Raw genomic sequence first — 26,218 nt, 5'->3', positions numbered from 1 at the left:
GCTCAGCCTCCGGCTTGGGTCTGCAGGTGGGCCCTCGCGGTGCCGTCCACGTGGATCGTGCCCACGCCGAGCAGGGATGCGAAGTGGGTGGTGTAGGTGTCGTGCACGGTCACCGTCAGGGTCTGGCCTGCGTCGGTGATCTGTACGTCTCCTTGCACATGCGCGGCGGCGAGGTAGTCCAGGGCGGCTGAGCGCGCGGCGTCGGGGTCGATGGTGATGGCGGTGCCCTGGATCGCTTGGGCGGCATCGACTTGCTCGCCGGCGGCGCGGGCGGCTTCTTGCGCGAGGGAGGTGGCCCGGTTGGTGGCGTTGAGGGCGCCGCCGCCGTCGACGAGCAGCCCCATGACCATGAGGATGGCCAGTGCGGACAGCGCCAGGAACAGGGACATGGATCCGCGGTCGCCGCGGAAGGCGGCTTCGGTGCGGCAGCGGGCCAGCAGGTTCCGCACGGCATGGATCATTGCCGCCCCCGGTAGGTGTCGATCGGGCTGGTGAACGATGCCGTGAGGGTCTTGGACCCGGGCAGGCCGGGCAGGGCGATGTCCGACAGCCGCGCGGTGCACGAGATCGTGGCGGTCACGGTGGCGGCCTGGCCGACGTCGAGGGCGTAGCCGGAGGTGTCGACCAAGACGTCGGTGCTCTGGCAGGTGATGCCAGCGCCGCTGAGGCTGTCTTCGGCGGCCGACCTAGCCTGGGCCTGGGCGCTGGCAGCGTCGCGCTCGCGGGAGGCGGCCCGGGCCGCGGCGTGGGCGGCTGCGTCGACGGCGCCGTCGGCGTCGATGACACGGCCGAAGGCGATCATCAGGCCGAGCAGGGCGATGATGGCCGGAGCGATCACCACGACTTCCAGCGAGGCGCTGCCCCGGTCACGGCCCTCGCGGCGGCGCGTGCGGAGGCGGATCATGGGTTCGTCCAGCGTTCGATCGGGCCGTGAGCGTCCTGGCTGACGGTGAGTTCCAGTCCCGGAACGAGGGTGGCGACGTGCCCGGTGACCGTGATGTGGAGCTCCTCGGCCGTGCTGCCGGCGGAGGAGACGGACGCGCCGCGCACGCTGCCACCGAACTTGGCGAGGAAGCCCTGCGCCTGGGCGACGCCGTCGCCCGGGCTGGAGCCGAACTGGCGGCCGGTGTCGACGCCTTGCCTCGCGGCGGACTGCGCGACTTTGCGGGCGTGGTAGTACAAGCCGACCTGGATGATGGTGAAGACGAGCATCAGCACCACGACAGCCAGGACGGCGACCTCCACGCTGCCGTTCCCGCGGTCTGAACGCAGCCGGGCGGCCAGTGCCCGCCAGCGGCCGCTGCGCCTGTGCGCCTTCACCGTTCTTCTTCCCTCCCCTGGTCGGATCCGCTGCTCAGCCGCCGTTGATGATGCCGATCTTCTCCAGCACCTTGGTTCTGATGGCGGCGACCACGAGTCCGGCCACCACGATCAGGACGGCCGCCATGACGGCGAGTTCGGTGGTGGACTGGCCGGTGTCGCCGGCGTTCTTCAGCTGTTCCCATCGGGCCCGCAGCAGGGTCGTGAGGTAGGTGAGGTCCATCGTGCTTTTCCTTCTGTGTCAGCTGCCGAGAATGGTGATCGTCAGGGGGATCATCACGAAGGTGATCATGAGGATGACCCCGAAGGTGACCGGCAGGATCATGGCGGCGGAGGCCTCGTTTGCTTTGGCCTTCTGGTCGGACAGCAGCGCGATGCGGAGCTGGCGGGCCTGTGCCTGCAAGGTGGTGTAGACGGCGGCGCCGTCCCCGGCCAGGGCGAGGGTGTCGGCGGGCCGGGTGAGTTCGGGGATGTCGAGTTCCCCGCCGAGTTGCTTCAACGCGTCCCAGGGAGTGACGCCGGCGAGGTCGGCCTGGTGGAAGACCTGCCGCATCCGCTCGAAGATGAAGTTCTCGCCGACCCGGGCGGTGTCGGTCAGGGCTTGGGCGGCACCGGAGTTGGCGACCCGGGCCAAAGCGACGCGCTCGAGGTAGGAGGCGGCCGCGTGCCGCACGATCAGGCGGGCCTCACCAGCCTCCTTGGCGACCTCGCGCCCCGGCCACAGCCAGAACAAGGCGGCCAGAGCGAGGGAGAGGCCTGCCGGGACAACGTAGGGAAACGGCGCGCCGGCAAGGGCGAGCACGGCTTGCAGCAGCAGCGGAACGATCAGGCCGTACAGGGCGAACAAGAACCGCTTGCCGAGGTGTTCGGCCGGGCTGATGCGCAGCAGGTTCAAATCGCGCATCGGCAGGGCGATGCGCTCCCCGAAGTCGGCCAGAAGCCGGTTGCCGACCCGTTCGGGCAACGATCCGGTGGGGGCCAGAGCGTCGGTGGGCAGGGCAGCGGGCACCTTGCTGGCGTCCAGCCGGTCCAGGACGCTGGTCAGATCGGGCTTTGCGGGCCAGGCGGCGCGCACGCCCAGTCCGAGCAGGACGCCGGCCGCGGCCGCCGGGGCGATGACGTTCAGGGGGATCATCGTGCGTCCTCCGTCCGGGCGGCGGCCGCAGAGGCCCAGGCCTGCGGACGACTGTCGCCGGCGTCGAAGGCGTAGCCGAGAACGATCTCCCGTGTGCGGTGTTTGTCGATCTCGATCAGCCGTGGGTCGGGGGTGGTGCGGGCGATGCGGCGCAGCAGCATCAGCGTCCAGGCGAAGCCACCGCCGAGGAGGGCGAGCACGACCTGTCCGACCGGGGTCTGGTACCAGCCCGACCAGCCCTGGTTCAGCATGCAGCCCAGGACGACGATGAGCACGACGATGGACACCATGCGCGCGCTTTTGCGGACCTTGGCCCGGTCGGCCTCGACGTCGCGGGCGTCAGCGGCCTGCTGATGGATGGTGACGGCCAAGGCATCGAGCGCGTCGGCGAGGCCAGGGCCCTTGTAGACGGCGTGGGACTGGAAGAGCAGCACCACGTGGTCGAAGACGCCGTCGGCCATCTCGTCGGCGAACAGGTCGAAGGCGTCGTGGGCCTCCATGCCGGCGCGCAGCCGCTCGGACAGGGCGCGGACGTTCGCCGCGATCGGCGCGGGCGCGTTCTTCGCCGAGGCACGGATCGTGGCCGGCAGACCAATTCCCGCGGTGTGCACACCGGCGAGGTGGTTGAGCCACTGCGCGAGGGCCTCCAGGCGCTCGATGCGCGCCTGCGCGGACATGCCCGGGTTCAGCACGAACGGCAGGCCGAGGACCGCGGCCCCGGCGAGCAGACCGTGGACGGGCCAGCCCGTGTATGCCCACACCCCGAGCGTGACGACGCCGGCAATGGTGACCAGGTAGCGCCAGCGGGCCTGCCACTTCTCCGGCAGCTCGGCCCGCGCGCGCCGGATACGGGCGGCGACCTGGCGGCGCGGCTTGAGTGGATCGGGCGTGCGGCCGCGGATCTCGCGCACCAGGGCGATGACGGAGATGACGGCGAGCACCGCGAAGAGTGCGGCAGCCAGGGCGAGTTCGGAAATGGTCACTGTGCCTCCCCCGTGCGTGCCCGAAGGGCGACGGATGGCGTCATAACGAGGGGCCCTTTCGCTGCAGAGGCCCGCCCCACGCGCCGAGCGGATTGTCGGTCAGCCAGGCGCGGTGGAAACAAGGGCTGCCCTCGAGGTCGGGGAACCGCGACTTGTTCTCCAGCTCGCCGATGAAGGAGGGCATGTTCTTGAACACGGCGCGCGGCTCATGGGGGCCGGCGGGGCCGAAGATCTCGGTGGTGGTGGGGCGGCCGCCTTCGCCGACGACGTCGTGGACCTCGTAGACGTGGCTGATGTAGCGGTGCTTGCGGCCGCCGTACTTCACGTCGTCCCAGTCGTAGGCGATGTAGACAACGACGTCGATGGAGGCGGCGATGAGGTGGTGGGCTGCCTCGGTGGCCATGCCGGCCTCCGTGCACAGCTGCACCAGGCGGCTGATGATCGCGTGCGGGCGGCGCACGTGCATCGTGCACATCGATCCGGAACCGCCGGCTGACATGGCCTGCAGCATCGGGACGATCTCGGTGGAGCGGACCTCGCCGACGACGACCCGGGTGGCGTTGTAGCGCAGCGCGGTGGCGAACATGTCGGAGATCGTGATCTCGCCGGCCATCTTGTCGCCGAGGATCTCACCGTTGCTCTGCCTCGCCTCGAACGCGTAGGTGACGGGGCCGGGCCGGCCGGAGGCGGCCGGTTCGTCCAAGTACAGCTCGCGGTCCGACTCCAGGGTGACGAGGCGTTCGTCCGCGGGGATTTCCCGGCCGAGCGCCCGCAGCAGGGAGGTCTTGCCGGCGCCCATGTCGCCGACCACGAGCAGGTTCATCCGGGCCTGGACGCAGGCCCGCAGGAAGTAGGTCAGGATCGGGTTGAGGGTGCCCCACTGGCGTAGTTCGTCCAGGCCGGTGTCGCGCAGACGGTGCTTACGGATGACGACGGATGGACGGCTGGTGAGCATGGAGGCGGTCACGCGGGAGCCGTCGGGCATGCGAAAGCCCACCATCGGAGTGGACTGGGTCAGGCCGCGTTCGCCGTGACCCGACAGGCGGGCCATCCGGTTGACCCAAGCGATGAGCTCCTCATGGGAGTCCGCGACCCGCTCGATGGTGCGGCGCGGCCGGTCGAGGTATTCGACGTGCGCGCGCAGACCGTCGACCATGACGTCCTCCACGCCGTCCTCGTCCAGAAGGCTCTGCAGTCGGCCGCCGCGGTACATGGAGTTGAAGACCGCGGTGCCGATGGCCTGTTCCTGTGCCTCGGTGAGGGGCACGTTGGCCTGCGCGTACTTGGCGGACCAGTCCGCGACCGTGGTGGTGACCAGGGAGCGGGCGAGCGCCCGCCGGTCGGCTTCCTCCATGAGCCGCTGGGGGTCCCGGGCGGTCAGCTGCTTGGAGACCTTGGCCTGCAGCGTCTCGATGACCTCCCAGTCCACCGGCAGCTCACCAGGCAGACCAGACAGCCGGGGCACCACGGCGGGGTCGGTCCGGGCCGGCGGGACGACAGGCGGCGTCACCGGTGGCGCGGTGGGCACGGGGCGCGTCTCGGGCGCGGCGCGCTGGGTGAGATGCCCGGCAAGCAAGCCTGCGATGTCGTCGCGGCCCAGGGCCGGCTCATGGCCGTTGACGCCCGGACGCTGATGGGTGTCAGCCATGTGTCACTCCCCCATCGGTGTTCTGCCGGTTCAGCCGCTGCAGGATCCCTGCGAGCTGCGGAGCGGCAGGGGGGTACTGCTGCTGGAGGTGGCGGCGAGATGCTGCGGCCTCGATCTGCTCGGTGGCGGTGCGGGCGTGCCGCAGCAGCGGGCTGCGCCCGTAGCCGCGGGGTGTATTGCCGCCGCCGGTCAGGTAGTGGGCGACGTCGGGGGCGTAGGGCAGGACGGCGATCACCGGCGTCTGCAGGGATTCGCCGACCTGGTGGGCCCGGAAGGGACCTTCTTCGATCAGCAGCAGGCCGAGCGCGTCGGCACCGGAGCCCTGTTCATGCAGTGCGGTGCGCAATGGAGGGATGACGTGGCGGGCTAGGGCGAGGGACTGCTCGGTGCCCCGTACGACGAGCAGGACCAGGTCGGCCCGGTACAGCAGCGGGGCCGGAGTGAGGGTCGGGTGGAGATGCCCGGCCTCCAGGGCGAGCCGGCCTGCGTCGATGAAGACGTCGTGGCCTGCCTGCTGCGCCATGACGTGCAGGACATCGGCGAGAGCAGGCCAGGTGCGGACAAGGGCGGCGGCCTGAGCAGGATCGGTCAGGCCGGGCAGCAGCTTGCGGTGCCCGGCCTGGTCGAGGGGCCACAGGTGGGAGGCGAAGGCGTTGGCGAGGGCTTCAGGCCCGGTCCGCTCGGCGCGAGCAAGGTGGTAGAGGCCGAAACCGGCGCTGACCTGGCCTCCGAGCAGCCCGGCGCGGATGGTGCCGCCGGCCGGGTCGCACTCGGCGAGCAGGGAGGGTCGCTTGGAGGCAAGGGTGAGAGCGAGCGCGGTGGTGGTCACGCCGCAGGACTTCGCGGAGACGAGTGCGGTGACGGGCATCGGTCAGTTACTCCGGGGTTCCCGTACGAGCGCGATGCGGCTCTGGGAGGCGAGGCTGGCCAGTGCGGGGCCGTCGCTTGTGGCGACGGCGAGGTTGACGACGACCGCGCCGGAGGCGTCCGGGCGGGACACCGACACCACCACGGCGTCGATCGACGAGGCGCTGGGGTCGTCCTTCGTTGTCGTGGTGCTGCCCTGGGCGGGGGTGGTGACCGCGAGGACCTTGTCGCCGGGGAACAGGGTGCCGGCCGGTGCCTGGCCACGCTTGACCAGGACGCCGACCTGCTGCTTGTCGTCACCCAAGCCAGTGCCGGCAGTCAACTGCGAGGCGAGCAGCAGCCCGCCCTGGCGCAGGTCGGCGGCCGTCCGCTTCCCCACCACCGACGCCTTGTCCGACGCCGGCAACGGGCTCAGTGCCGCGTCGGCCGAGACCTCGGCGACGGTGACGTCCGCTGCCGTCAGGACCTGGCCGGCCGGAACATCGCGGGCGACGGCGAGCACCTTCGTACGCGAACTGGCGGAGTTGACGGCCCATGCCGCGCCCAGGGCACAGACCACCGCCAGCACGATGCATAAGGCCGCCACCGACCAGCGGCGTTCCCGCTTGACGGGCGCCGTGGTGGTGATCGGCAGCTCACCGTGGCTCGGACCATTCGGGCGCGGCACGGTCGGCGCAGCAGATTCCATGACGGGCAGTGACCTTTCGGGATTTCTCTCGTGTGCGGTGCGCTAGTTCAGTTCAGGACCTGTACTTCACGGACATCGACCGTGAAGGCGGACTGGCGGGTCTGGGTGAACTCTCCGTTCTCGCCAGGGCCTGCGGTGACCGTCCAGTCGACGGTCCAGGTAGCCGTCGCCGTGCCGTGGAATTTGCCGCCCGTCTCGCTGGTCGAGGCCTTGTCGTAGACGTGGCCGCAGTTTGGTGAAGGGGCCTTGCCCATGGATGCCTCGTACTTCGTTCCCGGTCCGTTGCACACGACGGCGTCGGTGCCGTCGCCCATGTCCCAGCTGATGGAGGAAACCTTCGCGGTGGCGGTGACGGTCACCCCGGCAAGTGAGGCGGATGCCGAGTTCGGCCCGTAGGTCGTGGGGCCCTGGTTCACCCACATCCACATCGGCATGCCGACGACGTAACGCCCTGCGGCGCGCGGGTTGGCGATGCTCGGACCGGTCAACAGCATTTTGTCGACTGCCTCGCGCGCTAGCTGCTCCGGGTCAACGTTGGCCTTGGGCGCAGCAGCTGCCCAGAAGGTTTGCGGCACGAGCGGGGCGCCGATCAGTGTCGCGGCGGCAGCTCCAGCTGCTACGTCGCCGACACACGCGCGCGTGTAAATGGCTCCGTCCCCGGGCTTGTGGCCTTGCCACACCGGATCGTCGGCGGGCGGCTGCGGGTCCAGGCGCTCAACGTCGCACAGCTGCGGCGCCGGTTTGCTGCTTCCCTTGCCGGATCCCTTTGCGGGGGAGCCGCCTTGTTGATGAGAACCGCCCGGCGAACTCGGCTGCTGTTCGCACACGGTCACGAACTTGTACGTGCCCGCGCAGTTCCCGCCGATGACCGGATCATCACTAGCGAACGTGGGCGATGCCGCCGCGCCGATCGCGGTCAGGGACAGCAGCATGGGCAACGCTACGCGTTTCAGCATGTGTGGTCCCCGTCAGGAGTCAGCTTCGTGATCATCCACTGCTTCCCCCACTTCTCCACCGCTGCCGTCGTGATGTAGCGCAGGGGCTGGTTCGAGGGGAAGGGCTGCACCTTGCCTGTCGCCTTCTTGATGATCTTCCAGTTCGAGATGTCCATGCAGTCCTGCACGGTGGCCTTGGGGATGCTGCCCGTGAGGGTGAGGGAGGTGACCTGCGTGCGATGCGTGGGGGCGCCCGTAGTGGCATTGCCCGCTTGCTTCATGACCAGTACGTCACCCATGGCGCCGCCGAGAGCGTCCTTCGAGGCGTACTTCTTCAGGTCCGTTCCTTGGATGTTCCCCTGCGCGTACGCCTTGACCTGCTCAGCCCAAAAGGCGTTGTAGGTCTTCAGAACCGCTGCCTTTTCAGCTGCGTCCGGGTCCGCTGAGGCTGTCGACGCCGGTGCGGACGACGCAGGGGGCGACGTCTGTGCGGAGTTCTTGCCGCCTTCGTCGGAGGAACTGCACGCGGACAACGTGAGTGCAGTGCACAGCATGAGGGACGGAGCAGCGAGATTTCGGAAGCGAACGGCGGTGAGTCCTGCTCGTTGTTGTGGTGCTCGTGTCACGTTGTCTCCCCGTACGACGCGGTGCGAGTTGACCGCTGCCCGGCCACCGACGACCGGCGAGCCAGGTCTGCGGACTGGTCCAGCTGCGATAATGCGTTTGCGTAGCCGCAAGGTTACGCATATGCCAGTCAACTTCCCAGCGTGATAGTTGAGTTCACTCGTACAACACGGGCCGTATCCAGCCACTTTCGGAGCCGGATGCGACTTGTAGTTCCGTGTCTTCGCTCGTCGCGCCCGCACACGGTCGGGACGCGTCCGCCGGGTTGAACGAATCTTGTGGGTCCGCTGTGCGCAAGAACGAGCTCTCGAGCTGGCGGTTCTTCTCGCGGCCGGCCTCGGTCGCGTTGGAGGCCACGGGACGCCTCTCGCCGAACCCGCGCGTGTCGAAGCTGGCCGCCGCCCCGTTCGACTCCTCGGCCAGCCCCCGGCAACGCCACGCTGCTTGGAGGGGGGCACCCGAGATTTGTCCCCGCGCTCGAGGGGGCGAAAGCTGCGGTCGTGTGGCTGGGTGCCGATCACTCGTATTCCTCCTTCGTCAGAGGCACGGGCGTGGCACCGGCGGGGGAGCGTTCCGCGAGGAAGGCGGCCACACGGCCGATCTGCCCGGCTGCGCGATCAATGAGCTGATCCAGGGGGAGTGCTCCGGCGTTCGCGAGGGCGGCCTGCTCCAGCGCGGGAACCTGCCGCGGCCGTGCCTGAGCGGCGAAGACCGCGTCGAGATGGGGCCCACGCAGCTGTACCGGTCCCACCCGGCGACCGTGGATGTTCATGGACACGTAGTGCTCGAACCGCTCCATGGTGGCCACCCGGTCCGGGCTGGGGTCATCTCCCCATTCGGCCGTGATCGGTACGACCGCGGACTTCGACCCGGCGGTCGTGGCGAGCGTGGAGGCGTTCTGCACCAGGGACAGCCGCACCGGCGAGGGAAGGCGGGCGAGCAGCTGGGTCATGCCGTGGACTTGGCACCTGTACTTCCGGAAGTCCTCGAACATCGCGGCGATGGTCTCCGGGGCGGCGCCCGTCAGCGTGATCAGCTCATCGAAGTACGGGCGGAACGGCACTCGCTTCTCCTCGGGCGTGTCCCGCCGGGAGCGGGCGGCCCGCAGCAGATCGCGGGCGAGCAGCGCGGTCAGGAGACGGTCGGTGGGCCCGTTGCCACCCGGGCACACCCACACGATCATCTTGGAGTCCATGGCCGCGCGGATGTTGTAGACGCCGACCGGCTGGCCGAGGAACGCACGGGTGACCGGGTTGGCGGCCAGTCGGGCGATCGGGTTGAGGACCACGGCGAACGCGTCGGGCGGCAGGGTCGGGAAGACCGCCTGCCACCAGGAGCGGGTCTCCTCATCCAGGCGGCCCGCCACCGTCGTGAGTGCTGCCTTGCGGAAGGCGGCGTCGGTGAGCAGGGCCCGTACGTGGAAGATCGTGGCCTGGTCCTCGGGCCGGCCGTCCTGGCAGGCCGCCTCGTTGACCGCGACCAGGACGGCGAGTGCGGCGGTGAGGATGGTGAGTGCGCGCGGCGCGGTCGCGTCGTCCCAGGCCAATGCGGAGGCATAGGCGTCGGCGATCGCTTCGACGACCTCGTGCGCCGTCTGGCCCTGGTGCATGGCGAGCGGATTCCACGAACTGACCCGCGGATGGGGACCGAGACCGTTGAGGTCGATCAGCGCGATCCGCGGCATCAGGATGTCGTGCGCCAGGAACGTGGTGGCTCGGGGCCAGGAGTCACGGTGCGGGTCGACGAACAGCAGCCCGCCCCCGGCATGGGCCCAGCCGATCGCCTGCGCCAAAGCCCGCTCGGTCTTGCCTCCGCCGGCCTTGCCCACCCCCACCTCGAACAGGGTCTCCTCGGCGTAGGTGGCGACCAGGCGCTCGCGGCCGTCCGGGCCCCGGTAGATGCCCTGCAGTAGCAGTTTCGGATCGCCGAACTCGAACGTCGGCAGTTCCCCGGCGAGCACTGGCAGGCGGCAGTGCATGGTGGGCGGCTTGAGCAGGCCGGTCAGTTCTTCCAGCCTCACCCAGTTGGCGCGGGGCGGCTGGCAGTGCCCCAGGGTCCAGCGGCGTTCGAACCCACGCTTGGTGGGCCATTGGTCGGCGCCGATCCGCCACGGTCCCAGCCGCCATCCGCGCATGGCCCACCTTGATCGGCCGCCGAACACGTCGAGGGCGGCCTGGAGTTGGGCGAGCCGGGCCTGGGCGCGGCCCTCGGTGTTCGAGGCGCACATCACCAGCAATTGAACCCGGACGAGGTGGTCGTCGTCGGCGAGCTTGCCCAGGGCCTCGGTCGGCTCCACTCGGCGAGGCACCGGCGGCATGACCAGCCGCCGTCCGGCGCCCGCAGCGGGCTTGTTGCTGAGCAGCTGCTGCAGCTGCCAGGTGAGGGAGTCCTCGATGCCGCTGGCGTCCTGCCGCAGCCAGCGCGCGGCCCGCTGGGGCTCGCGGCGTTCGGAGCGGCGCGCGGCGCCCATCAGCTGCAGGCGGCGCGCCCGCAGTGCCCACTTGGGGGCGCGCTGGATGTCGAGCCGGATCTCTGCGAGGTCGCCGAGCTCGGCGCGCAGGTCGGATACGGCGTCGACGAGCGGCTGGAGCGGGTCGGGGGTGAGGGGCACCTCGCGCAAAGGTGCGGTGGGCTTGCCGCGCAGGATGAACTCCGCGCGCACGGTGTGCGTCCGCGGCTCATCGGCGATCGGCCGGGCCCGGTTGACGGTGACGTCCGGCCCGAAGGGGGTGATGGACAAAAGCCGCTGGCCGCCGGCCGGGCCCTCGATGCGGTAGCGCAGCGGGCTGGAGCCGTCCGCGCGCAGCCTGATCTGCACGGCCTTTGCCCGGCGGGGCGCCCACCAGGGCATGGCCGTGGACGCGCGAGCGAGCTGGACGCCGCGGCGGAAGATCTCCTCCAGGCTGGGTGCGAAGTGTCTGTTGGGCACCAGCTCCAGGGCCATCCGCTCGGCCGAGGCGCGTGCCGCGAGTCGACGTACTACCAGCTCGCTCACGCCCCAGCACACGGCGATGGCCAGGGCGAGCAGGTACCAGCGGTCGTAGAGCCAGTCGGCGGCGTCGACGAGGCCGGTGACCAGGCCGGGTACCTGGCCAGTGGCCGTGTCATCGGCCCGGTCCGTCAGGTACGGGGCTGCGGAGTCCACGTCGCTGCTCCCTTCTTGATAGTGCGGGTGAAGAACCAGTCGGTGATGCGCAGGTCGGTGAAGGTGCCGCCGCGGTCCATGCCGGCCCACACCAGATGGACCACCGCCCTGTTCGGGCTGCTGTCGCGGCGGGCGATCGCGGCCTGGATGCGGAAGCGAGCGGTGGCGAACGCCGGGGCCACTGCTTGGCCTGAGTCGCCGAAGACCTTTGGCCACTTATCGCGGCCGACTCCGGTGGCGTCCGCGCGCAGCAGCGCGCGACCGGCGGTGAGCAACTCCTGCTCGTCGGCGGCGGGAAGGTCAGCGGGCCACGCTGCCTCCAGGTTCCGCTGGATGGCCCGGTCGCCGGCTACACCCTCGCCGTGTGGCGGCAGCGCGGGCTCGACACCCGACGGCGTCGATGCAGCGGGTGTCGCGGAGAGAGCCGTGCTGACGGCCGGATCGCTGACGGGAAGCGGAGCAGCCGCCGATGACGGATCCGTGGCCGCATGCGCGGCCGAGGCCGTGGCTGGGACTGTCGGCTCCTGACTGTGCGGCATGCCCAGCAGAGCGACGCCCGCGGCGGCGAGCAGCACGGTGCTGAGCAACAGCAGGTGCGGTGAGCGCGGGGTAGTGGTCAAAGCAGGCGTGCTCCTCCCGCATAGCCGGACATCGCGTTGACGGCGTCCAGGCGCACCACGGTGCCCGGGCGGGCGGCGTTAACCATCTGTCCGCTGCCCACGTAGATCCCGACGTGGTAGATCGTGGAATCGCGTCCCGGAGCGGTGGCGTAGAAGACGAGGTCACCGGGCTCGAGCACGCTCGTGCCGAGTCCGGCTGGGATCCGCTTGCCGACACCGGCCTGGGCGGCTGCGGTGCGTGGCAGGCTGATGTCGGCCTTCGCGTACGCGTACTCGGTCAGCCCGGAGCAGTCGAAGCCCTTGATGTTCGCGCCGCTCTTGCCGCTGGGCGAGCAGCAGAACCCGTACGACGGGCCGTCCGCGTTGCCCCCGCCCCACGAGTAGGGCACACCGCGCTGGGAGAGCGCGGCCTCGATGACGGTGCGAGCCCTGCCCGTGACGTACTTCAGGTCCGGGTCCTTGGCGGCCGCCGTGTACTGATCGATCCATCCCAGCACGTTGGCGAGGTACTCGCTCGAGTGGTTGTACTGCAGGATGGCGGCCTTCAGCTGCGACCGCTTCGTCAGGTCACGGCTGTTGCCGCACAGGTAGATCGCGGCGCCGAGCGCGGCGTCGTCGGCATTGTGCGGGTCGGCGATCTTGTCGCCGTTGGCGTCTTTGCCGTTTTCCTCCCACGTGGAGGGCAGGAACTGGAACGGGCCCACGGCCCTGTCCCCCTGCGAGGTGCCGTCCCACTTGCCCCCGTCACTGTCGGGGACCACGGTGGTGTTGCCGCCCTGGCCGGAGCCGTTGAGGAGCACCCCGTAGATCTTCGGGCGGATGTCGCCGTTATCGGCGATGCTCCTGCCTATGGCGTGGTTGGACTCGACCTTCGCGATCCCGGCCAGGATTGGCCAGCGCATGCCTTGGCACTTCGGCATGTATTTCCCGACCTGCTGGACGGCCTTCTTGTAGGCGGTCAGCATGCGGGCCGGGATGTCGGCGGCGCTGCCCCCTTCGGCGATCCCGCCGTCGTCCTGTACACCCGTCTTCAGCGCGACGTACGCGCTGATGGCGTTCCCTGCCGGCGCGGCACAGCACACGGCGGCGAACATCAGCAGCGCCAGCATGCATCCCCACCGCCCGACGCGGCGTCCCGGCAGCTTCACTCGTCACTGTCCTCGTCGCGCCGGCGGGCCCGCTCCCGGCGTAGACGTTCGGCCTCGGGCGCGGTCCGCCGCATCAGCTCCTGCATCCGGGCCCGGGCTTCGTCACGCGCCCGGTTGTGGGCGCTCCCGCCTCCGGGGAGAACGGGCCCGCCGAGATCGGACCGAGGCTGCGGCGTAGGGCCGTCCCGGCGCGGGAGCGGTGCCGGAGGCGGAGCTGCCGCGGGACCGCCCGCCGACGGAGCCGGCCGCGCGGAGGCAGGTGCCGGACCGCCACCCGAGGGACGGCCGGACTGTGTGGGACGCGCTGGCGGTGCCGGGCGCGGGGACCGCGCCGGCGGGGCGGCAGTCGGCAGGCGGCGGCTGGCGAATGGACCAGGTCCTCCGCTGTCGCTGTTCTCCCGCAGGACACGAGCTACGCGACGCCCCGTGTCTGCCCAGGCCCGGCCGTCCTCGCGGGCGGTGTTGCCCCATACCCGCACTTGCTGGCGGGCGTCCTGGGCGTAGCGCGAGCCCCCCGACCGCGCCCGGCGGACGTTGGCCGGCAGACCGACCGTCGCCCCGTACGCGACTCGGCCGCCGCGATGCAGGATGCGGTAGCCGCGGAAGCGGACCAGGCGGTTGTGGGCGCGGGTGGACAACAGCGTGCGGTCGGCGTTCTGGTCATGCAGCACCTGACCGGTGTTGCGGTCGATGACCTGGCCTTCGTCGTTGCGGTACCGGTCGGGCGGACCGCCGGGCCTGCGCGGACTGCTGCCGCCCGGGCCGCCCGAACCGTCGCCCGAAGGACCGCCGTCCTGCGGATCCCCGCCGGCGGTGGGCTTGCGCCACTTGGCCAGTTGATCCCTGTCCGGGCGGCGGCCGACCAGCAGCCACCAAGCGCCCTTCGCGCCGAGCCGCGTCCCCAGGCCGCCCACGGCCGCCGCCGCAGTGAGCGGGGCGAGTCCCCGCCCGGCCTCGGCGGTGGCATCCGAGAGCAGCCCGCCGGTGTCGACAGGCATGCCCGCACCGTCGAAGAACGAGGTGAGCGCACCCATCAGCCGCTGGCGGGTGCCGAGCATCCCGAAACGGCCGCCGCCACCGGCGAAGGCACGCAACCCGCCCCCGTAGCCGCCCAGTGCGGTGGGGGAGTTCATGGCGAGCGCGGCGCCGAGCTCGGAGGTGTCGCCCGGCATGTGGGTGCCGCCGATCTTGGCGTAGCGCATCCGCATGGCCATGCGCCGCCCGAAGGAGGAGACGGAGGCCAGCAGGCGACGGTGCCCGGCGGCGCCGGCGATGGCGAGGACATCGATCAGCAGGATCCGATCGACCATCAGGTCGGGCCCGTTGGTGATGGTGGCATCCACGGCGATCCCGAAGAACGGCACGAACGCGCAGATCGCAACCATGGCGAGCATGGCCACCCCCCACAGGGACAACCACTTCCACACCGACTGCCGGGGCGGACCGGGGAGCATGCCGGCGATGAAGGTGACGCCGCCCCCGGCAGCAGCCGCCACGCAGATGCCCTGGGTGCCGAGCAGCACGATCGCGCTCGACAGGAGCATGCCGCAGATGAACACAGCGGCAACCAGCAGCAGGGCGGCCCCGCCGACCCGCCACCAGGTGGGCTTTTCGGCGTAGTCGGCGCACGACGTGCCGACCGGGCCGGCCTTCTTCATGTCGGCGAGGAACGCAGCGAACGCCTGGTCTTCGTCGCTGACGATCGCGTTGGAAGAGTCGAGGAGATCTCCTCCGGGGGTGAGCTCCGGGAGATTGTGGCTCGTGCTGCTCGGTGCCCTATCGACGTCACGCTCGCAGTACTTCTTGGCCGCCCCGTGGATCATGCTGCAGGCGTCTTTCGCCTTCTGCGAGGGGGTGGAGGTCGGCATGTATCCGCCGGTGACCCATTTCAGGTGGACGGCGTAGGCCTTGCGGTCGGCGGGCTTGGCGGGGTCGAGGATGCGCCCGTATTCCAGCAGCATGTACGGCTTCACGATCAGCGCGTTGGTGATCGAGTCCTGGAGGGGCCGGGCAACCTCTTCCGCGGAGACCGGTCCTTCACCCTCCCGCTGTTCGCACTTGATCTCCGCGTTGCCGGCCGTGCCGTCGCACGGGCCCTTGCTGGCGATCTTTCCGCCCCAGTCGTAGGAGTTGACGGACTGCTGGGCTACTTCGGCGGCCACCTGCTGGGTCTGACCCAGCGGCCCGTCCTGCGTGAGCAGGTAGTCGGGGCGGACGAACGCAGAGGCGGCGAACGCCCCGATCAGCAGCGTCAGGAAGATTTCACCCAGACCGCGGCCGACCCGGCCCCGCACGATCATGAAACCGGCGAAGACGAAAGCCCAGGCCAGCAGCAGGCCCTTCAGCCCGAGGGTGTCCACGACGATGTTGTCGTAGGTGTCGGCAACCTTCTGCGCCGGGTGGATGAGGATCTTCAGCAGCGGGAACCGGAAGGCCAGCTCGATGGCCCACCCAGCCAGCCCGACCAGCAGCCGGATCAGCGTGAACAGCCCGGACAGGGCGAACGCCAGGGCCTGTCCCTTGAAGTTGACGATGGAGCCACCCGAAGCGTTCAGGTCGTAGCCGTCGATCGGCACCCCCTCGGAGGAGGTGATGTTCAGCGGGGCGAGCAGGTCACCGGTCTCACCGCTGCTGCTCGCCGCGTACACGACCTGGGTGTTCACCAGAAGGAACACGCCGGTGAGCAGAACGACGAAGCCGGCTGCGCGAAGCGTGCCGCGGTCTGGGCGCATCATCTCAAGGCCGCCTTTGCCCGGTGGTGTTCCGGCTTCGCCAGACCAAGAGGGCGGCCAAGCCTGCGCCGGGCGGCACGAGCCTCCACGCTGCCGCGGTGGCACCGTGGTGCTCGGCGGTGTTCTTGGCGCCGCGCTCGCAGTACGCCTTGGCCGGTCCCACGATCAGGTCACACGGGTTGTGGTGTGCCGCGTGGGCGTCGTTGGCGAAGGCCTGCCCGGTGTGCGGCCACCAGGCTTCCGGCACGACCATCGTCAGGGCCCCGACGAGTACGCCGGCGGCGATGGCGATCACCGTGAGGACGGTCGCGGCTGTGGCGATGCGCTGGGGGCGGCTGGGGGAGAGAGTGGTCATCAAAGGTGTTCCTTCGGACGGCCAGTAGTGGCTTGGCCGGAGTGCGGGGCAGACACGGCAGCCGGTGGCGATCCGGCAGGGGCGCGGCGTCCTGGTGTGGTGGTGATGGAGGTGGCGATACGCGCGATGCGGGGGATGACCGCCTTGATGCGGCCGGTGTTCTGCCGGGGGCAGGTCAGCAGGAACTCGCCTTCGCGGCCCTTGTGTCCGACGGGGGACAGGCCGGTGGTCACCAGCCGCACCAGTTCTTCGTTGGTGGAGTCCAGCCCGATGAACTCCAGTCCGCGGCGGGCGCGTTCGCGTTCGGCGGTGCGGGCGAGTGCACGGTAGGCCATCAGTCCTCGGTCGGGGCCGAGCTCTTCGGCGTCGTGGGAACCGGCGAGCAGGCCGGCGCCGTGCTTGCGACCGTCGTGGAGGATCTCGTGGACCAGGGCGGTGCCCTCGGCGGATGAAGTCAGCCAGTACAGCTCGTCCAGAACGACCGCGGTGAACCGCTCGGGGTCCTCGAACGCTGTCTGCCGGGCGATCGCCGCGATCAGGTACAGCACCGCGCGCCCGATGAGGGCCTCCAGCGGCTGCTGGTGCAGGACCTCGGGCTTGTCGAACGCGGCCTTGGGCGGCAGCCTCAGCCCTGTGGTCGTGATGACGATCATGTCGGAGGCGCTGGAGGCGTCCAGCCTGACCGGCGGCAGCGTCGGGTCGAACACCATCGCCGCCAGCGGGTTGGTGGCCACCACCCGGATGAGGCCGGCGAGGGTGGCGGCCGCGTCCTGCCGCTTGCCCATCTCGCGGGTGGCCATCTCCTCGAGGACCTCGATCACGCGGTGCATCGACGGGCTGTCGCCGGCGGCGGCCTGCTCGACGGCGTGGTGCAGGACCTCGCCGCTGGTGCTCATCGGGCCGATGCCCAGCTGCAGGGTGAGGTAGGACAGGGCGTAGTGGCGGCCCTCGGGCCCGTCGAACATCCTTAAGGGGTCGATGGACACCTCGGCCTGGGCGGCGTCGATGATCTGGCAGCGGCCCTTGGCGGCGGTGCGGGCGAACGTGGCCCACTCGCGCACCGGGGTGCGGTCGATGCAGATCGCGCAGCCGCCGCGCGCCCACACTGCTTCCGCGATTAGCTTCTCCAGGACGCTCTTGCCCGCGCCGAGATCGCCGACGATCCCCATGGAGGCGGAGGCGTCCTGCTTCGGTGCATCCGCCACGTTGATCATCACGGGGCGGGTGGTGCCGCAGTCCAGGTCGATCCCGAGGAACATCCCGTTGGGGTCACCGACCTCCGCAGCCGTGAAGGCGCCGCCGAGCGCCCAGTCCTCGGAGACCTGGTGCTGGGTGAACTCCCGTACCACGCCGGGCCGCACCGAGCCGGGCAGGCCCAGAGCGAACAGGGCCTCCTGCAGGCCGGCCGGGCGCACGGCCCGGTAGTCGGCGCCGCCGAGCAGCGCAGCCAGTGCCCGGGCGCGGGCGTCGCAGACGGCGGCGGTCGGCCCCCACACCGTGAGTACCGTGACGGACTGGACCTCGACCTCGACGGAGGTGCGCGACAGGCGGGCGTCCAGCTCGCCCAGGACGCGGGCGGCCTCGGTCAGTGAGGCGGGCATCCCGGTGGGCCGGGCGTCGTACTGGTCGGCCTGGTCGATCAGCTCGTTCTTCTTGCGCCGCACCTGCTCACGGGCCTTCTCCGCGGGCACCAGCGTGAGGTCGACGGTGTAGTCGACCGGAAAGTCGAGGCTCTCCAGCTGGGCGAACAGGTCGGCGGCGTCCTGGCTGACCGCGGGCGGGCACTCGGCCAGCGCCAACTGCGCCTGGTAGCCCACTCCCGTGTCGGACTCGACCTGCAGCCAGCGCCGCCCCAGCGGCGAGCCGGTGTTCACCCGCCACCAGGCCTTGCGACCCGACCGCGTGAGCCGCCCTGCGCTCTTGAGTTCGTCGACGTCGTCGAGGTCGCGGTCGATGCCGCCCTCTTGCAGGCGGACCTGGCCGAGGTCGGCGTAGCTGGGGGAGCGCAGTATGCCGTCACGGAGCTGCCCGCCGTACAGGTCGCTGGTCTCGGCCTCGGTGAGCAGGGGCTCGGCAAGGCCGCGGTGCAGGGCGTGCTGGATCATCCACACGATTTCCGCGGGGCGGGCCGGACGAAAGGCGATGCCGCCGGCGAGAGCGGCCTCCACCCGCGAGGCCTGCTCGCGGTAGGCGGTCACCTCCCGCCGGACCACCGGCGCGGCACGCATGCCCAGCAGCGGCGCGACGTCAGCCCACATGGCGCCCAGCGAGGCGGCCACCTGCCCGCCCGTACCATCTGTGTGCAGGGGCACGGCCAGCCACAGCGTGCGGCGGTGCATCTCCTGCTCGCTCAACAGGTCCAGGGTGGCTTCGACGTTCTCCACCCAGGGATGCACACCGTTGCCGGCCGTTGTCTCGCCGGCCTCGATGCCCTCGATCATGCGCAGCGCGATCTCGCCCGGGTCGACCTGGGCGCACAGCCCGAACAGACGCGGTGCCCCGGACAGGGAGCGGACCAGATGCGTGACCTTGGCGAGTTGCTCGTCGCGGACCGCGGCCGGCACATAGGTGCCCAGGACGGTCTCCTCGCGGCGGCCGTCTGCGTCCGGGCCGGGGTGCAGCCGGTAGACGGCCCAGACGCTGCCGTGCGTCGACCACACCAGGTGACCGGCGATGTGACGGATCGGCACCCTCACCGCGCACCCCCACTGTGCTGGGCGAGGGCGAGCAACTGCTGCACACCCGACACCGGCCCCGCCGGCTCCTGGCACGTACGCACTGCCGGGCGCCGCCGCGTGGACGTGCGGGATGCGCCGCCACGGCGCGGCCTGCGGTCCACAGCGGGCGGTTGGGGCCGAGCCAGCGCAGCCACGCAAGACGACGATGGTGCGGAGTCGTCCTCGACGGTGAAACCGCCGAGCAGTACACGGGCTGCGCGGTCCCGGGCAGCGCGCCCGCCGATGCGCCCGCCGGGTGGCTGCCAGGCGAGCAACACCCAGCCCAACGCAGCCTGCAGCGGGGCCCGGCCCTTGATCTTCGGCCGGCGCACCGTCCAGATGGCCAGGACCCACGCCACGATCGGGACCGGGCCCAACCACGACCACCACGGGATCGTCTTGATGAGAAGGTAGCCTCCGCCGACCGCGACCGCGATCTGCGCGGGCGTGTACGGGCCGAGCGGAATCTTCCAGTCGGCGACCTTCCCCAGCACCCAGGGGTGCCGGCGCGCGGCGGTGTAGAAACGGCCCACTCGCGCCGCGGCCGTCGCGCTCACAGCCAGCCTCCCGAGCCAGCGGAATGGTCACGGGCAGCGGAAAGGTCGGAGCGGACGATGCCGGGGACGGCGGGCGCGCCATGGGAGGGGTTCTTCACCTCGTCGGTGAACATGTTCGCCAGGTCATTGCGCGAGTTGTACAAACCGAGCGCGATCACCATCAGCAGAAGCGCGCCGATCCCCGCCTTGAGACTGAACCTCTGGATCATGATGACGACCACGAGGCAGACCAGACCGGCCTGCAGGCCCTTGGTCGCCCAGTCCTTGAACATGCTGATCCACGAGTTGCCGAGATCGTTGAGCTGCCCGGCGAGCACCAGGCTGTGCACCGTGTTCATCGGGCACCCCCGTCATGGGCAGTCCCGGACTCCAGAGCCGCGACTTCCCACCGGCCCGAGCGGGCCCTGAGGGTGAGCTCGTACGCCAGCGGCCAGCGCCCGGCGTCGTCCTGGGCCTGAACCTGCGCGAGGATGCGGACCGTGGTGCCATCGGCCGGGACGGACTCGGCGGCCGCTGCCTGCTCGGCAGCGAGGACCTGCTGGACGGTGACCGCCTGATACGGGGTGGGAGAGACCGGCGACAGCTTCACCCCGGGCGCGAGGTAGCGGTCCACCTCACCGGTACCGGTCAGATACGCGCCCAGGAACTGTCCGACCGCGGACGCCAGATCACCGCCGGACGGCACGGTCACCGAGTATGCCGACTTCGCCACTGCCGCCCGCGCCGGTCCGGCCACCACGCCGGGCGCGCCGGTCACCGTGAACGAATCACCGGCCGGGTCGGTGGCCACGGGGACGACGAAGTAGCGCACGCGTCCGTCGGTGTACTGCGCAGCCACCGTCACCGCCCACTGGCCGGCGTCGTGCTGTGCACTGCGCACCGCGGTGACCGACTGAAGCCGCGATTGCGCACCGGCGCCAGGGGCGGGCAGATCAACGTCCGGCGCGAAGGACTGCGCAAGCCGCGCCTGCGCCCTCGTGGCGTCGTCGGTGCGGCTGCGCAGCCACGCGCCGACGAACAGCTGCGCATAGCCCGCCGGGTCGGCCACGGCGGCTGCGGTGCGCACGGCCGTGGGCCTGGCCCCGGGGGCAGCCGCGACCGTGGTCGGGCCGGACAGCACGGCGACGCCCAGGGCGACGGGCCCGGCCGCGATCGCGGTGAACAAGGCCAGACGCGACAGGCGCACGCGCCGCCGCATCTGCTCCAGCCGGACGCCCGCGGCCATCTCAGCAGCGGCCTCGCTATCCGAAGCCTGCTTGCCAGGTGACATGGTCAAACTCCCAGGTCAGAACGGGTACTTGCTGACCTTGAGAAAACCCGCAGGACCCGACCCGACCACCGACCATGAAGGCCCGACCACGGTCACGGTGGGGACACAAAACCCGTGGTCGGGCTCATGGTCGCCCCGACCACGGGTTGGACAAGGGGCGTGCCTGAGCCAACGGCCGCGGTGGGGAGTCCGGTGCCGGAACGAGCCATGGACAGCACAGACGAGAGGCCGCCGACGGATCAGGCGCGCGTCCCTCCAGGAGGCAGCCGTAGCTGAACGGTTGAGCATGCTCTGCCGGGTGCGCAGACCGAAGGATCGACCGGCGCCTTCCGCTGTGCGCAGTGGAGTGCACCTGCCGACTGCGCAGGACCCCGGCCGCGTTGCGCAGCCGCCTACACAGCGAAGTCCGCCCCGTTGCGCAGCGGCGATTGCGCATCCCCACCGGACGCCGGCGCGGCAGCCGTGGTCGGGCCGACCATGAGCCCGACCACGGCAGACGAGTGCGCATGTTGCCGGATCGTGACCGGTGGTCGGGGGCTGTGGCCGCCAGCCTGGTCGGGGCTGCCGGATGAGCTGGCGGCATGGATCTCGCGCACGTCTCCTCACTCAGCGACCGCGGCCGCCTCGCGCTTGCACGCTCGCCCCAGGGCTTCAGCGACGGCGCGCTCATGGCGTGTGAGGGATCGCGATGAGCCGCTTCGGGGCGGGGATCCGGCGCGGGGTGATGGCGGCCGACCAGTTCACGCAGATCGCCAACGGCCTCTTCCGCGATTCCCGGTTGTCCTTCAAGGCGAAGGGCTTATTCGGCTACATCAGCACTCACGTCACCGGCTGGCGCGTGACGGTCGCCGACCTCGTGAGAGCCGGGCCCGACGGGCGGGACGGCGTACGCGCCGGATTGACCGAACTGCAGCGGCACGGCTACCTCATTCGCGAACAGCTCCGGCACGACGACGGGATGCTCGGCGAGATCGTCTACTCGATCACGGACCGACCAGCGGTCATGGACACCGACTTCGTGCACGCGGCCGGTACGGCGTTCGCCTCCGTTTTGGCCGGCGAGGCGGGGCGCTGCTTGGGGGCGGGGATCCGGCGCGGGGTGATGGCGGCGGACCAGTTCACCCAGATCGCCAACGGCCTGTTCCGCGATACCCGGCTGTCCTTCAAGGCGAAGGGCTTGTTCGGACTGATCAGCACGCACCGGGACGGCTGGCGGATGACCGTCACCGACCTGGCGCGTCGCGGCCGCGACGGCGAGGCTGCCGTGAAGAGCGGGGTCAAGGAGCTTGAGAGGCACGGCTTCCTGCTCAGGGAACGTGAGCGCAACCCCGATGGCACCCTCGGCGCGGCCGCGTACTTCATCACCGACCTGCCCAGCCTGCAAAACAGCAGGTCGCAACCGATGTCGGGTTTTCCACCGGTGGATAACCCGACGTCGGTTCATCGGCCCACTAAGAACACCAACAGAAAGAAGACCAACAAGCAGAACACCAGACACCTCCGTCCGTGCGGCCGCAGCGAAGCGATGCGAGCACCTGGACAGACGGACGGGCCGGATACACCGAAGCTTTCGCCGACCGTGCCGGCGGCGGATGAGATGCACCCGGGGATCCAACTGCTGCTCGAACTCGGAGCGGCTCGCCCGGAGCTTCTCCTGACCGGACAGACGCTGACCGACCAGGGCCGCGTCGTAACCGTGATGCTGGAAGCCGGCTGGAGTCGCGAGCAGCTGCGGCACGTCATCGCCGACCGGCCGCTGCCGAAGCCGGTACGTACCTCCGTCGGCGCGATCATCGCCGCCCGGCTCCGCGCTGCCCAGGCCTACCCGCCACCCGCCACCACCACCGCCGGCGGCCAAGAGGAGCCCTTCTTTCAGGAGCCGTTCGTGCTCCCGGCCCGCCGGTCGTCGGCGGCTCCGGCGGCCCGCACGGTGAGCGAAGCCCTCACCTACCGGGCCCTCGTCGAGTGCGCAGGCTGCGGTAGGCCCGGCACTGCCCCCGGCGAAGACCTCTGCCCGGCCTGCCTCGACTGGCCCCTGTGCCGCACCTGCCCCGGGCCGACCCCTCGCCGCGCTCACCCCGGCGGCGACGGCCGCTGCACCACCTGCACCGCCGCCCTGCCCCATCCTCTGGAAGCGAGCACCGAATGACGGCCACGACCCACACACCACCCTGGATGACAGCCCAGCCGCCTCTGCGTCCCTTCGCCCGCAATCCCCGACGGTGGGAGGCCGAACAGGAGCGTGCGCTGCGCACCGGCCACGTCTGCCGCGACACCGGATGCACCGGCACATGCGAGCCCGCGCTCGTGTACGAGCGCACCGGATGGGGCTGGCTGGCCTGGACCGTGCCCGGTGACGGCACCATGCCCGAACGCCCACAGGAGATCGGGGTGCTCACCCCGGGCGCGACGAGGACACAGCGGCTGGCCGCGCGCTGGCTGACCAGGCGCCCCGCCCTGCGCATCGCCCTGACCCGTACCAGCCCCGTGTCCGTGCGGTTCTCCGCCGCCGCCGTGGGGGTCATCAGCCTCTTCGCAGCCCTGTTTGCCCTGAACCGAGGCGTCCCCGCCGACACCGTGCTGCCAGCGATGCTGTTCGCACCCCTGCTTGCCGAGCACCTGCCCGACCGGATCGACGAACGGGCCGGCGAACACCTTCGACGCGTCGAAGACGCCGCTGCCTGCCAGTACCTGCAGCGCCTGGCCGCTCTGCACACCTACCTCGTCCAAGCCGCCGCCGACAACGACCGCTACGAGCTGCGCCGTTCGGCCGAGATCGGCCAAAACCTGCTGTGGGACGCCGCAGGCCTGCTCCAGGACCAGGACACCCGCACGGTCTCGGCTCAACTCATCGACCGCGAAAGGCTGATGGTCCAGCTCGCCGACCAAGTCACCCAGACCCTGGAGCGCATCCGCACCCAGGCCCGCTCCGGCGAAGCGAACCAGCCCGGCGGCCGCGAGGGCCCGTCGGGCCCGTACCCGCCGGGCAGCCAGCCGGCCACACCTCGCCCCACACCCGGCACCTCACCACTGAAGGGAACTGCGTCCATGCAGCGCCAACCGCACCACGGACGTCTACTTCCTCTTCGCGCACGAGCCGTACTACCCGGGCCCCGGCGCCCAGGAGATCAACACCACCGTGGTGGCCGCTGCCTCCCTGCTGCACCCACAGGTGCGCCAGCCCGACGGCGCGCGCATCCACGACCTCCTCACCCGCGGGCGTCGATCCGGCGAGATCATTCCGCTGGCCACCCTCACCCACGAACTGAGCGGTGGTGCCGACTGGCCGAAGGTCGGCGACTGGGAGGGCGTCACCGGCGACCTGGTCCAGCTCGTCCACGCCGGCCGGTGCGACGCCCTCAGCCTCGGCCTGCCCGAGATCGCGCGGGCCCTGCTGTGCACCGGGCCTCACAGCCACGTCCGCGCCTACGACGCGGCGGGCGATGACTTCCTTGTCTACGGGGCCACCGAGCGCGAGACGGTCCTGGCGGAGGTCGGTATGTACCTGGCCGAGCTCGTGGCCGAGCAAGCCCTCTGGCCAGGAGATGGTCTGCTGCCTCCGCTCGTCGACCATGGCTGATACCACGAAGGCCCTGGCACGGGGCGAGCCCACCCGTACGGACGCGTGGCGTGGATTGGCGGGAAGGCGGGCGAGCGGTGCTGCCGTAGCCGCTAGGGTGGCGGCTCGCCTGATTGCCGTTTCGCCGAGGAGCAGCCCGATGCACAGCGCCCCTTTCCGTCTCGTCGTCACAGGCGGCGGGACTGGTGGACACACGTATCCCGCGTTGACCGCGGTGCGCACGTTGCAGGCCCGGCTCGCCGCCGAGGGGCGGGCGCTCGAAACTCTGTGGATCGGGACGGCTGACGGGCTGGAGGCGCGCGTCGCCCCGGCCGAGGGCATTGCCTTCACCACGGTGGCGACCGGCAAGATCCGCCGCTCCAAGAACCCGATCAAGCTGGTGTCACTGACCAACGTCAAGGACATGGCGCGGGTGCCGCTCGGCGTGCTGCAGGCGCGGCGGGCCATCGACCAGTTCCAGCCGGATGCCGTCCTCGCGACGGGCGGCTACGTGGCGGTCCCGGCCGGTCTGGCGGCGCGGATGTGCCACCGGCCGCTCGTGCTGCACGAGCAGACGGTGCGCCTGGGGCTGGCGAACCGCAAACTGGCTGCGTCGGCCGCGCGGATCTGCGTGTCGTCGGAATCGACGCTGGAACTGCTGTCGCAGTCGGCGCGGGCGCTCGCCGTGGTGACTGGGAACCCTGTGCGGCCCGAGGTGCTGTCCGGACACGCGGAGCGGGCTGTCCAGGCACTGGGCCTGTGGGGCTTTGAGCGGAGTCTGCCGACGGTGTACGTGACGGGCGGGGCGCAGGGCTCGCAGCAGATCAACGAGCTGGTCGGCGAGTCGTTGCCGTGGCTGCTGCAGCGGGCGAACCTCATCCATCAGTGCGGTCCCACCAACGAGGCGGCCCTGCGGGCGCGGGCGGCGGAGCTGCCGGCCGAGCTGGCGGCCCGCTACCACTTGGCGGGGTTCGTCAGCGGCGAGCTGCCCGACGTCCTGGCCCTGGCGGACGTCGTGGTGTCCCGAAGTGGGGCGGGGACGCTGGCGGAGCTGACCGCACTGGGCAAGCCGGCCGTGTTCGTGCCGCTGGCGTCGTCGGCGGGGAACGAGCAGGTCCACAACGCCCGGCACCTTGAGCAGGCCGGGGCGGCGGTCGCGCTGACCGGCGAGGTGACGCCGGACCAGCTGCAGATGGCGGTGGGCCCGCTCCTGGCCGATGCCCACGTGCGGCAGGCGATGGCGGAGCGGGCCCGTGCGCATGGCCGAGCGGACGCGGCGGACAGGCTCGTGGACGAGATCCTGGCCGCCGCGCAGGGGCAGCCGGTCACTGCTGGGGCTGGCCGACGTGGAGAGCCGTCCCTGCCTCGATGAGGACGGCGCACGCGTTGAACGCCTCCTGATCCTTGCCCATCGGGTCGGGGACGTCGCGGTCGCCCAGGTACAGGGCGAGCTTGGGCTGCACGTGGTCGTCAGCGATCTCGCGGAGGACGTCCAGCATGGAGGCATCCATGGCCAGGACGCTGTCGGCCCAGTTGAGCATCTCCCGGGTGAGCTGCTGCGCGCGATGGCCGGTGAGATCGAGCCCGAGCCGCCTGGCGGCCGCGACCATCTGCTCGTTGGCGGGCTGGCCTTCCCACTTCCCGATCAGTCCGGCGGAGCACACCTCGAGCTCACCGGCGCCCCGTTTGGCGAGTGCCAGGGCGGCGAACGGGCTGCGGCAGTAGTTGCCGATTCTTGGGATACGGGCGAGGTGAACCGGCTGCCCTGCGGTGCGGCTGAGCAGCTACTGCCCGGACTGACGGTGCACAGGCGGCTGTTTCGCACCGCCGATGGTCCTGAGGCCGGCACGCTGCTTGTCCACTTTGTCTTCCTGGACCGCCCGGTACGAGCACGTTGTGTACGCAAAGGCGGCCC

The 26,218-nt window shown here is 70.7% G+C and carries 24 protein-coding genes; 3 read left to right on the top strand and 21 right to left on the bottom strand.

Annotated elements, in window-relative coordinates:
* Positions 1 to 2 precede the first annotated feature (2 nt).
* The 20 genes from ACWEN3_RS00945 to ACWEN3_RS00850 form a co-directional block, all read right to left on the bottom strand.
* Positions 3 to 449 carry a TadE/TadG family type IV pilus assembly protein gene (locus tag ACWEN3_RS00945; RefSeq protein WP_452963980.1) on the bottom strand — a complete coding sequence of 149 codons (447 nt, stop codon included), beginning with the start codon at positions 447 to 449 and terminating at the stop codon, positions 3 to 5.
* Between the two features lie 8 nt (positions 450 to 457).
* Positions 458 to 904 (bottom strand): TadE/TadG family type IV pilus assembly protein, encoded by a 447-nt coding sequence (locus ACWEN3_RS00940; protein ID WP_452963978.1) that lies wholly within the window; start codon positions 902 to 904, stop codon positions 458 to 460.
* The gene (locus ACWEN3_RS00935) at positions 901 to 1,320 is read right to left on the bottom strand and encodes a TadE/TadG family type IV pilus assembly protein (protein ID WP_452963976.1); all 420 of its coding nucleotides are present in this window, start codon (positions 1,318 to 1,320) and stop codon (positions 901 to 903) included. The genes ACWEN3_RS00940 and ACWEN3_RS00935 overlap by 4 nt, the downstream gene beginning before the upstream one ends.
* Before the next feature lie 34 nt (positions 1,321 to 1,354).
* Positions 1,355 to 1,543 (bottom strand): hypothetical protein, encoded by a 189-nt coding sequence (locus ACWEN3_RS00930; protein WP_452963974.1) that lies wholly within the window; start codon positions 1,541 to 1,543, stop codon positions 1,355 to 1,357.
* 18 nt (positions 1,544 to 1,561) lie between these two features.
* A complete protein-coding gene (locus ACWEN3_RS00925) occupies positions 1,562 to 2,455 on the bottom strand; it encodes a type II secretion system F family protein (protein ID WP_452963972.1) in 894 nt (297 codons plus the stop codon).
* Entirely contained in the window at positions 2,452 to 3,438 is a 987-nt protein-coding gene (locus ACWEN3_RS00920) for a type II secretion system F family protein (protein ID WP_452963970.1), read from the bottom strand. The genes ACWEN3_RS00925 and ACWEN3_RS00920 overlap by 4 nt, the downstream gene beginning before the upstream one ends.
* A 40-nt stretch (positions 3,439 to 3,478) precedes the next feature.
* Positions 3,479 to 5,086 carry a CpaF family protein gene (locus tag ACWEN3_RS00915; protein WP_452963968.1) on the bottom strand — a complete coding sequence of 536 codons (1,608 nt, stop codon included), beginning with the start codon at positions 5,084 to 5,086 and terminating at the stop codon, positions 3,479 to 3,481.
* Positions 5,079 to 5,954, bottom strand: coding sequence for a hypothetical protein (locus ACWEN3_RS00910; protein ID WP_452963966.1), 876 nt, complete (start codon positions 5,952 to 5,954; stop codon positions 5,079 to 5,081). Before ACWEN3_RS00910 ends, ACWEN3_RS00915 begins: the two co-directional genes overlap by 8 nt.
* A gap of 3 nt (positions 5,955 to 5,957) precedes the next feature.
* Positions 5,958 to 6,641, bottom strand: a complete 684-nt coding sequence (locus ACWEN3_RS00905; RefSeq protein ID WP_452963964.1) for an SAF domain-containing protein — start codon at positions 6,639 to 6,641, stop codon at positions 5,958 to 5,960.
* A gap of 47 nt (positions 6,642 to 6,688) precedes the next feature.
* Entirely contained in the window at positions 6,689 to 7,597 is a 909-nt protein-coding gene (locus ACWEN3_RS00900) for an ATP/GTP-binding protein (RefSeq protein WP_452963962.1), read from the bottom strand.
* Entirely contained in the window at positions 7,591 to 8,202 is a 612-nt protein-coding gene (locus ACWEN3_RS00895) for a hypothetical protein (protein WP_452963960.1), read from the bottom strand. The genes ACWEN3_RS00900 and ACWEN3_RS00895 overlap by 7 nt, the downstream gene beginning before the upstream one ends.
* A 515-nt stretch (positions 8,203 to 8,717) precedes the next feature.
* Positions 8,718 to 11,345, bottom strand: a complete 2,628-nt coding sequence (locus ACWEN3_RS00890; RefSeq protein ID WP_452963958.1) for an ATP/GTP-binding protein — start codon at positions 11,343 to 11,345, stop codon at positions 8,718 to 8,720.
* Positions 11,321 to 11,965, bottom strand: coding sequence for a hypothetical protein (locus ACWEN3_RS00885; protein WP_452963957.1), 645 nt, complete (start codon positions 11,963 to 11,965; stop codon positions 11,321 to 11,323). The genes ACWEN3_RS00890 and ACWEN3_RS00885 overlap by 25 nt, the downstream gene beginning before the upstream one ends.
* Positions 11,962 to 13,074: a C40 family peptidase gene (locus ACWEN3_RS00880; protein ID WP_452963955.1), complete on the bottom strand. Its 1,113-nt coding sequence runs from the start codon at positions 13,072 to 13,074 to the stop codon at positions 11,962 to 11,964. The genes ACWEN3_RS00885 and ACWEN3_RS00880 overlap by 4 nt, the downstream gene beginning before the upstream one ends.
* Before the next feature lie 35 nt (positions 13,075 to 13,109).
* The gene (locus tag ACWEN3_RS00875) at positions 13,110 to 15,848 is read right to left on the bottom strand and encodes a hypothetical protein (protein ID WP_452963954.1); all 2,739 of its coding nucleotides are present in this window, start codon (positions 15,846 to 15,848) and stop codon (positions 13,110 to 13,112) included.
* Between the two features lies 1 nt (position 15,849).
* Positions 15,850 to 16,200: a hypothetical protein gene (locus ACWEN3_RS00870; protein WP_452963952.1), complete on the bottom strand. Its 351-nt coding sequence runs from the start codon at positions 16,198 to 16,200 to the stop codon at positions 15,850 to 15,852.
* On the bottom strand, positions 16,200 to 18,896 hold the full coding sequence (locus ACWEN3_RS00865) for an ATP-binding protein (protein WP_452963950.1): 2,697 nt from the start codon (positions 18,894 to 18,896) through the stop codon (positions 16,200 to 16,202). The genes ACWEN3_RS00870 and ACWEN3_RS00865 overlap by 1 nt, the downstream gene beginning before the upstream one ends.
* Positions 18,893 to 19,474 carry a hypothetical protein gene (locus ACWEN3_RS00860; protein WP_452963948.1) on the bottom strand — a complete coding sequence of 194 codons (582 nt, stop codon included), beginning with the start codon at positions 19,472 to 19,474 and terminating at the stop codon, positions 18,893 to 18,895. The genes ACWEN3_RS00865 and ACWEN3_RS00860 overlap by 4 nt, the downstream gene beginning before the upstream one ends.
* Entirely contained in the window at positions 19,471 to 19,812 is a 342-nt protein-coding gene (locus ACWEN3_RS00855) for a hypothetical protein (RefSeq protein ID WP_452963946.1), read from the bottom strand. The genes ACWEN3_RS00860 and ACWEN3_RS00855 overlap by 4 nt, the downstream gene beginning before the upstream one ends.
* Positions 19,809 to 20,699: a conjugal transfer protein gene (locus tag ACWEN3_RS00850; RefSeq protein ID WP_452963944.1), complete on the bottom strand. Its 891-nt coding sequence runs from the start codon at positions 20,697 to 20,699 to the stop codon at positions 19,809 to 19,811. Before ACWEN3_RS00850 ends, ACWEN3_RS00855 begins: the two co-directional genes overlap by 4 nt.
* Positions 20,700 to 21,432: 733 nt before the next feature.
* Here ACWEN3_RS00850 and ACWEN3_RS00845 point away from each other — a divergent pair.
* The 3 genes from ACWEN3_RS00845 (at position 21,433) to ACWEN3_RS00835 (ending at position 25,675) form a co-directional block, all read left to right on the top strand.
* Positions 21,433 to 22,893 (top strand): hypothetical protein, encoded by a 1,461-nt coding sequence (locus tag ACWEN3_RS00845; protein ID WP_452963942.1) that lies wholly within the window; start codon positions 21,433 to 21,435, stop codon positions 22,891 to 22,893.
* Between the two features lie 990 nt (positions 22,894 to 23,883).
* Complete coding sequence (locus ACWEN3_RS00840) at positions 23,884 to 24,324, top strand: hypothetical protein (RefSeq protein WP_452963941.1); 441 nt, start codon at positions 23,884 to 23,886, stop codon at positions 24,322 to 24,324.
* 139 nt (positions 24,325 to 24,463) lie between these two features.
* A complete protein-coding gene (locus tag ACWEN3_RS00835) occupies positions 24,464 to 25,675 on the top strand; it encodes a UDP-N-acetylglucosamine--N-acetylmuramyl-(pentapeptide) pyrophosphoryl-undecaprenol N-acetylglucosamine transferase (RefSeq protein WP_452963939.1) in 1,212 nt (403 codons plus the stop codon).
* On the opposite strand, the gene ACWEN3_RS00830 is transcribed toward ACWEN3_RS00835, so the two are convergent.
* Complete coding sequence (locus ACWEN3_RS00830; RefSeq protein ID WP_452963993.1) at positions 25,629 to 26,003, bottom strand: arsenate reductase/protein-tyrosine-phosphatase family protein; 375 nt, start codon at positions 26,001 to 26,003, stop codon at positions 25,629 to 25,631. The genes ACWEN3_RS00835 and ACWEN3_RS00830 overlap by 47 nt on opposite strands.
* Positions 26,004 to 26,218 lie beyond the last annotated feature (215 nt).

Source organism: Streptomyces sp. NPDC004561 (genome assembly GCF_053602155.1).
This window is presented reverse-complemented; position numbering and strand designations above follow the sequence as displayed.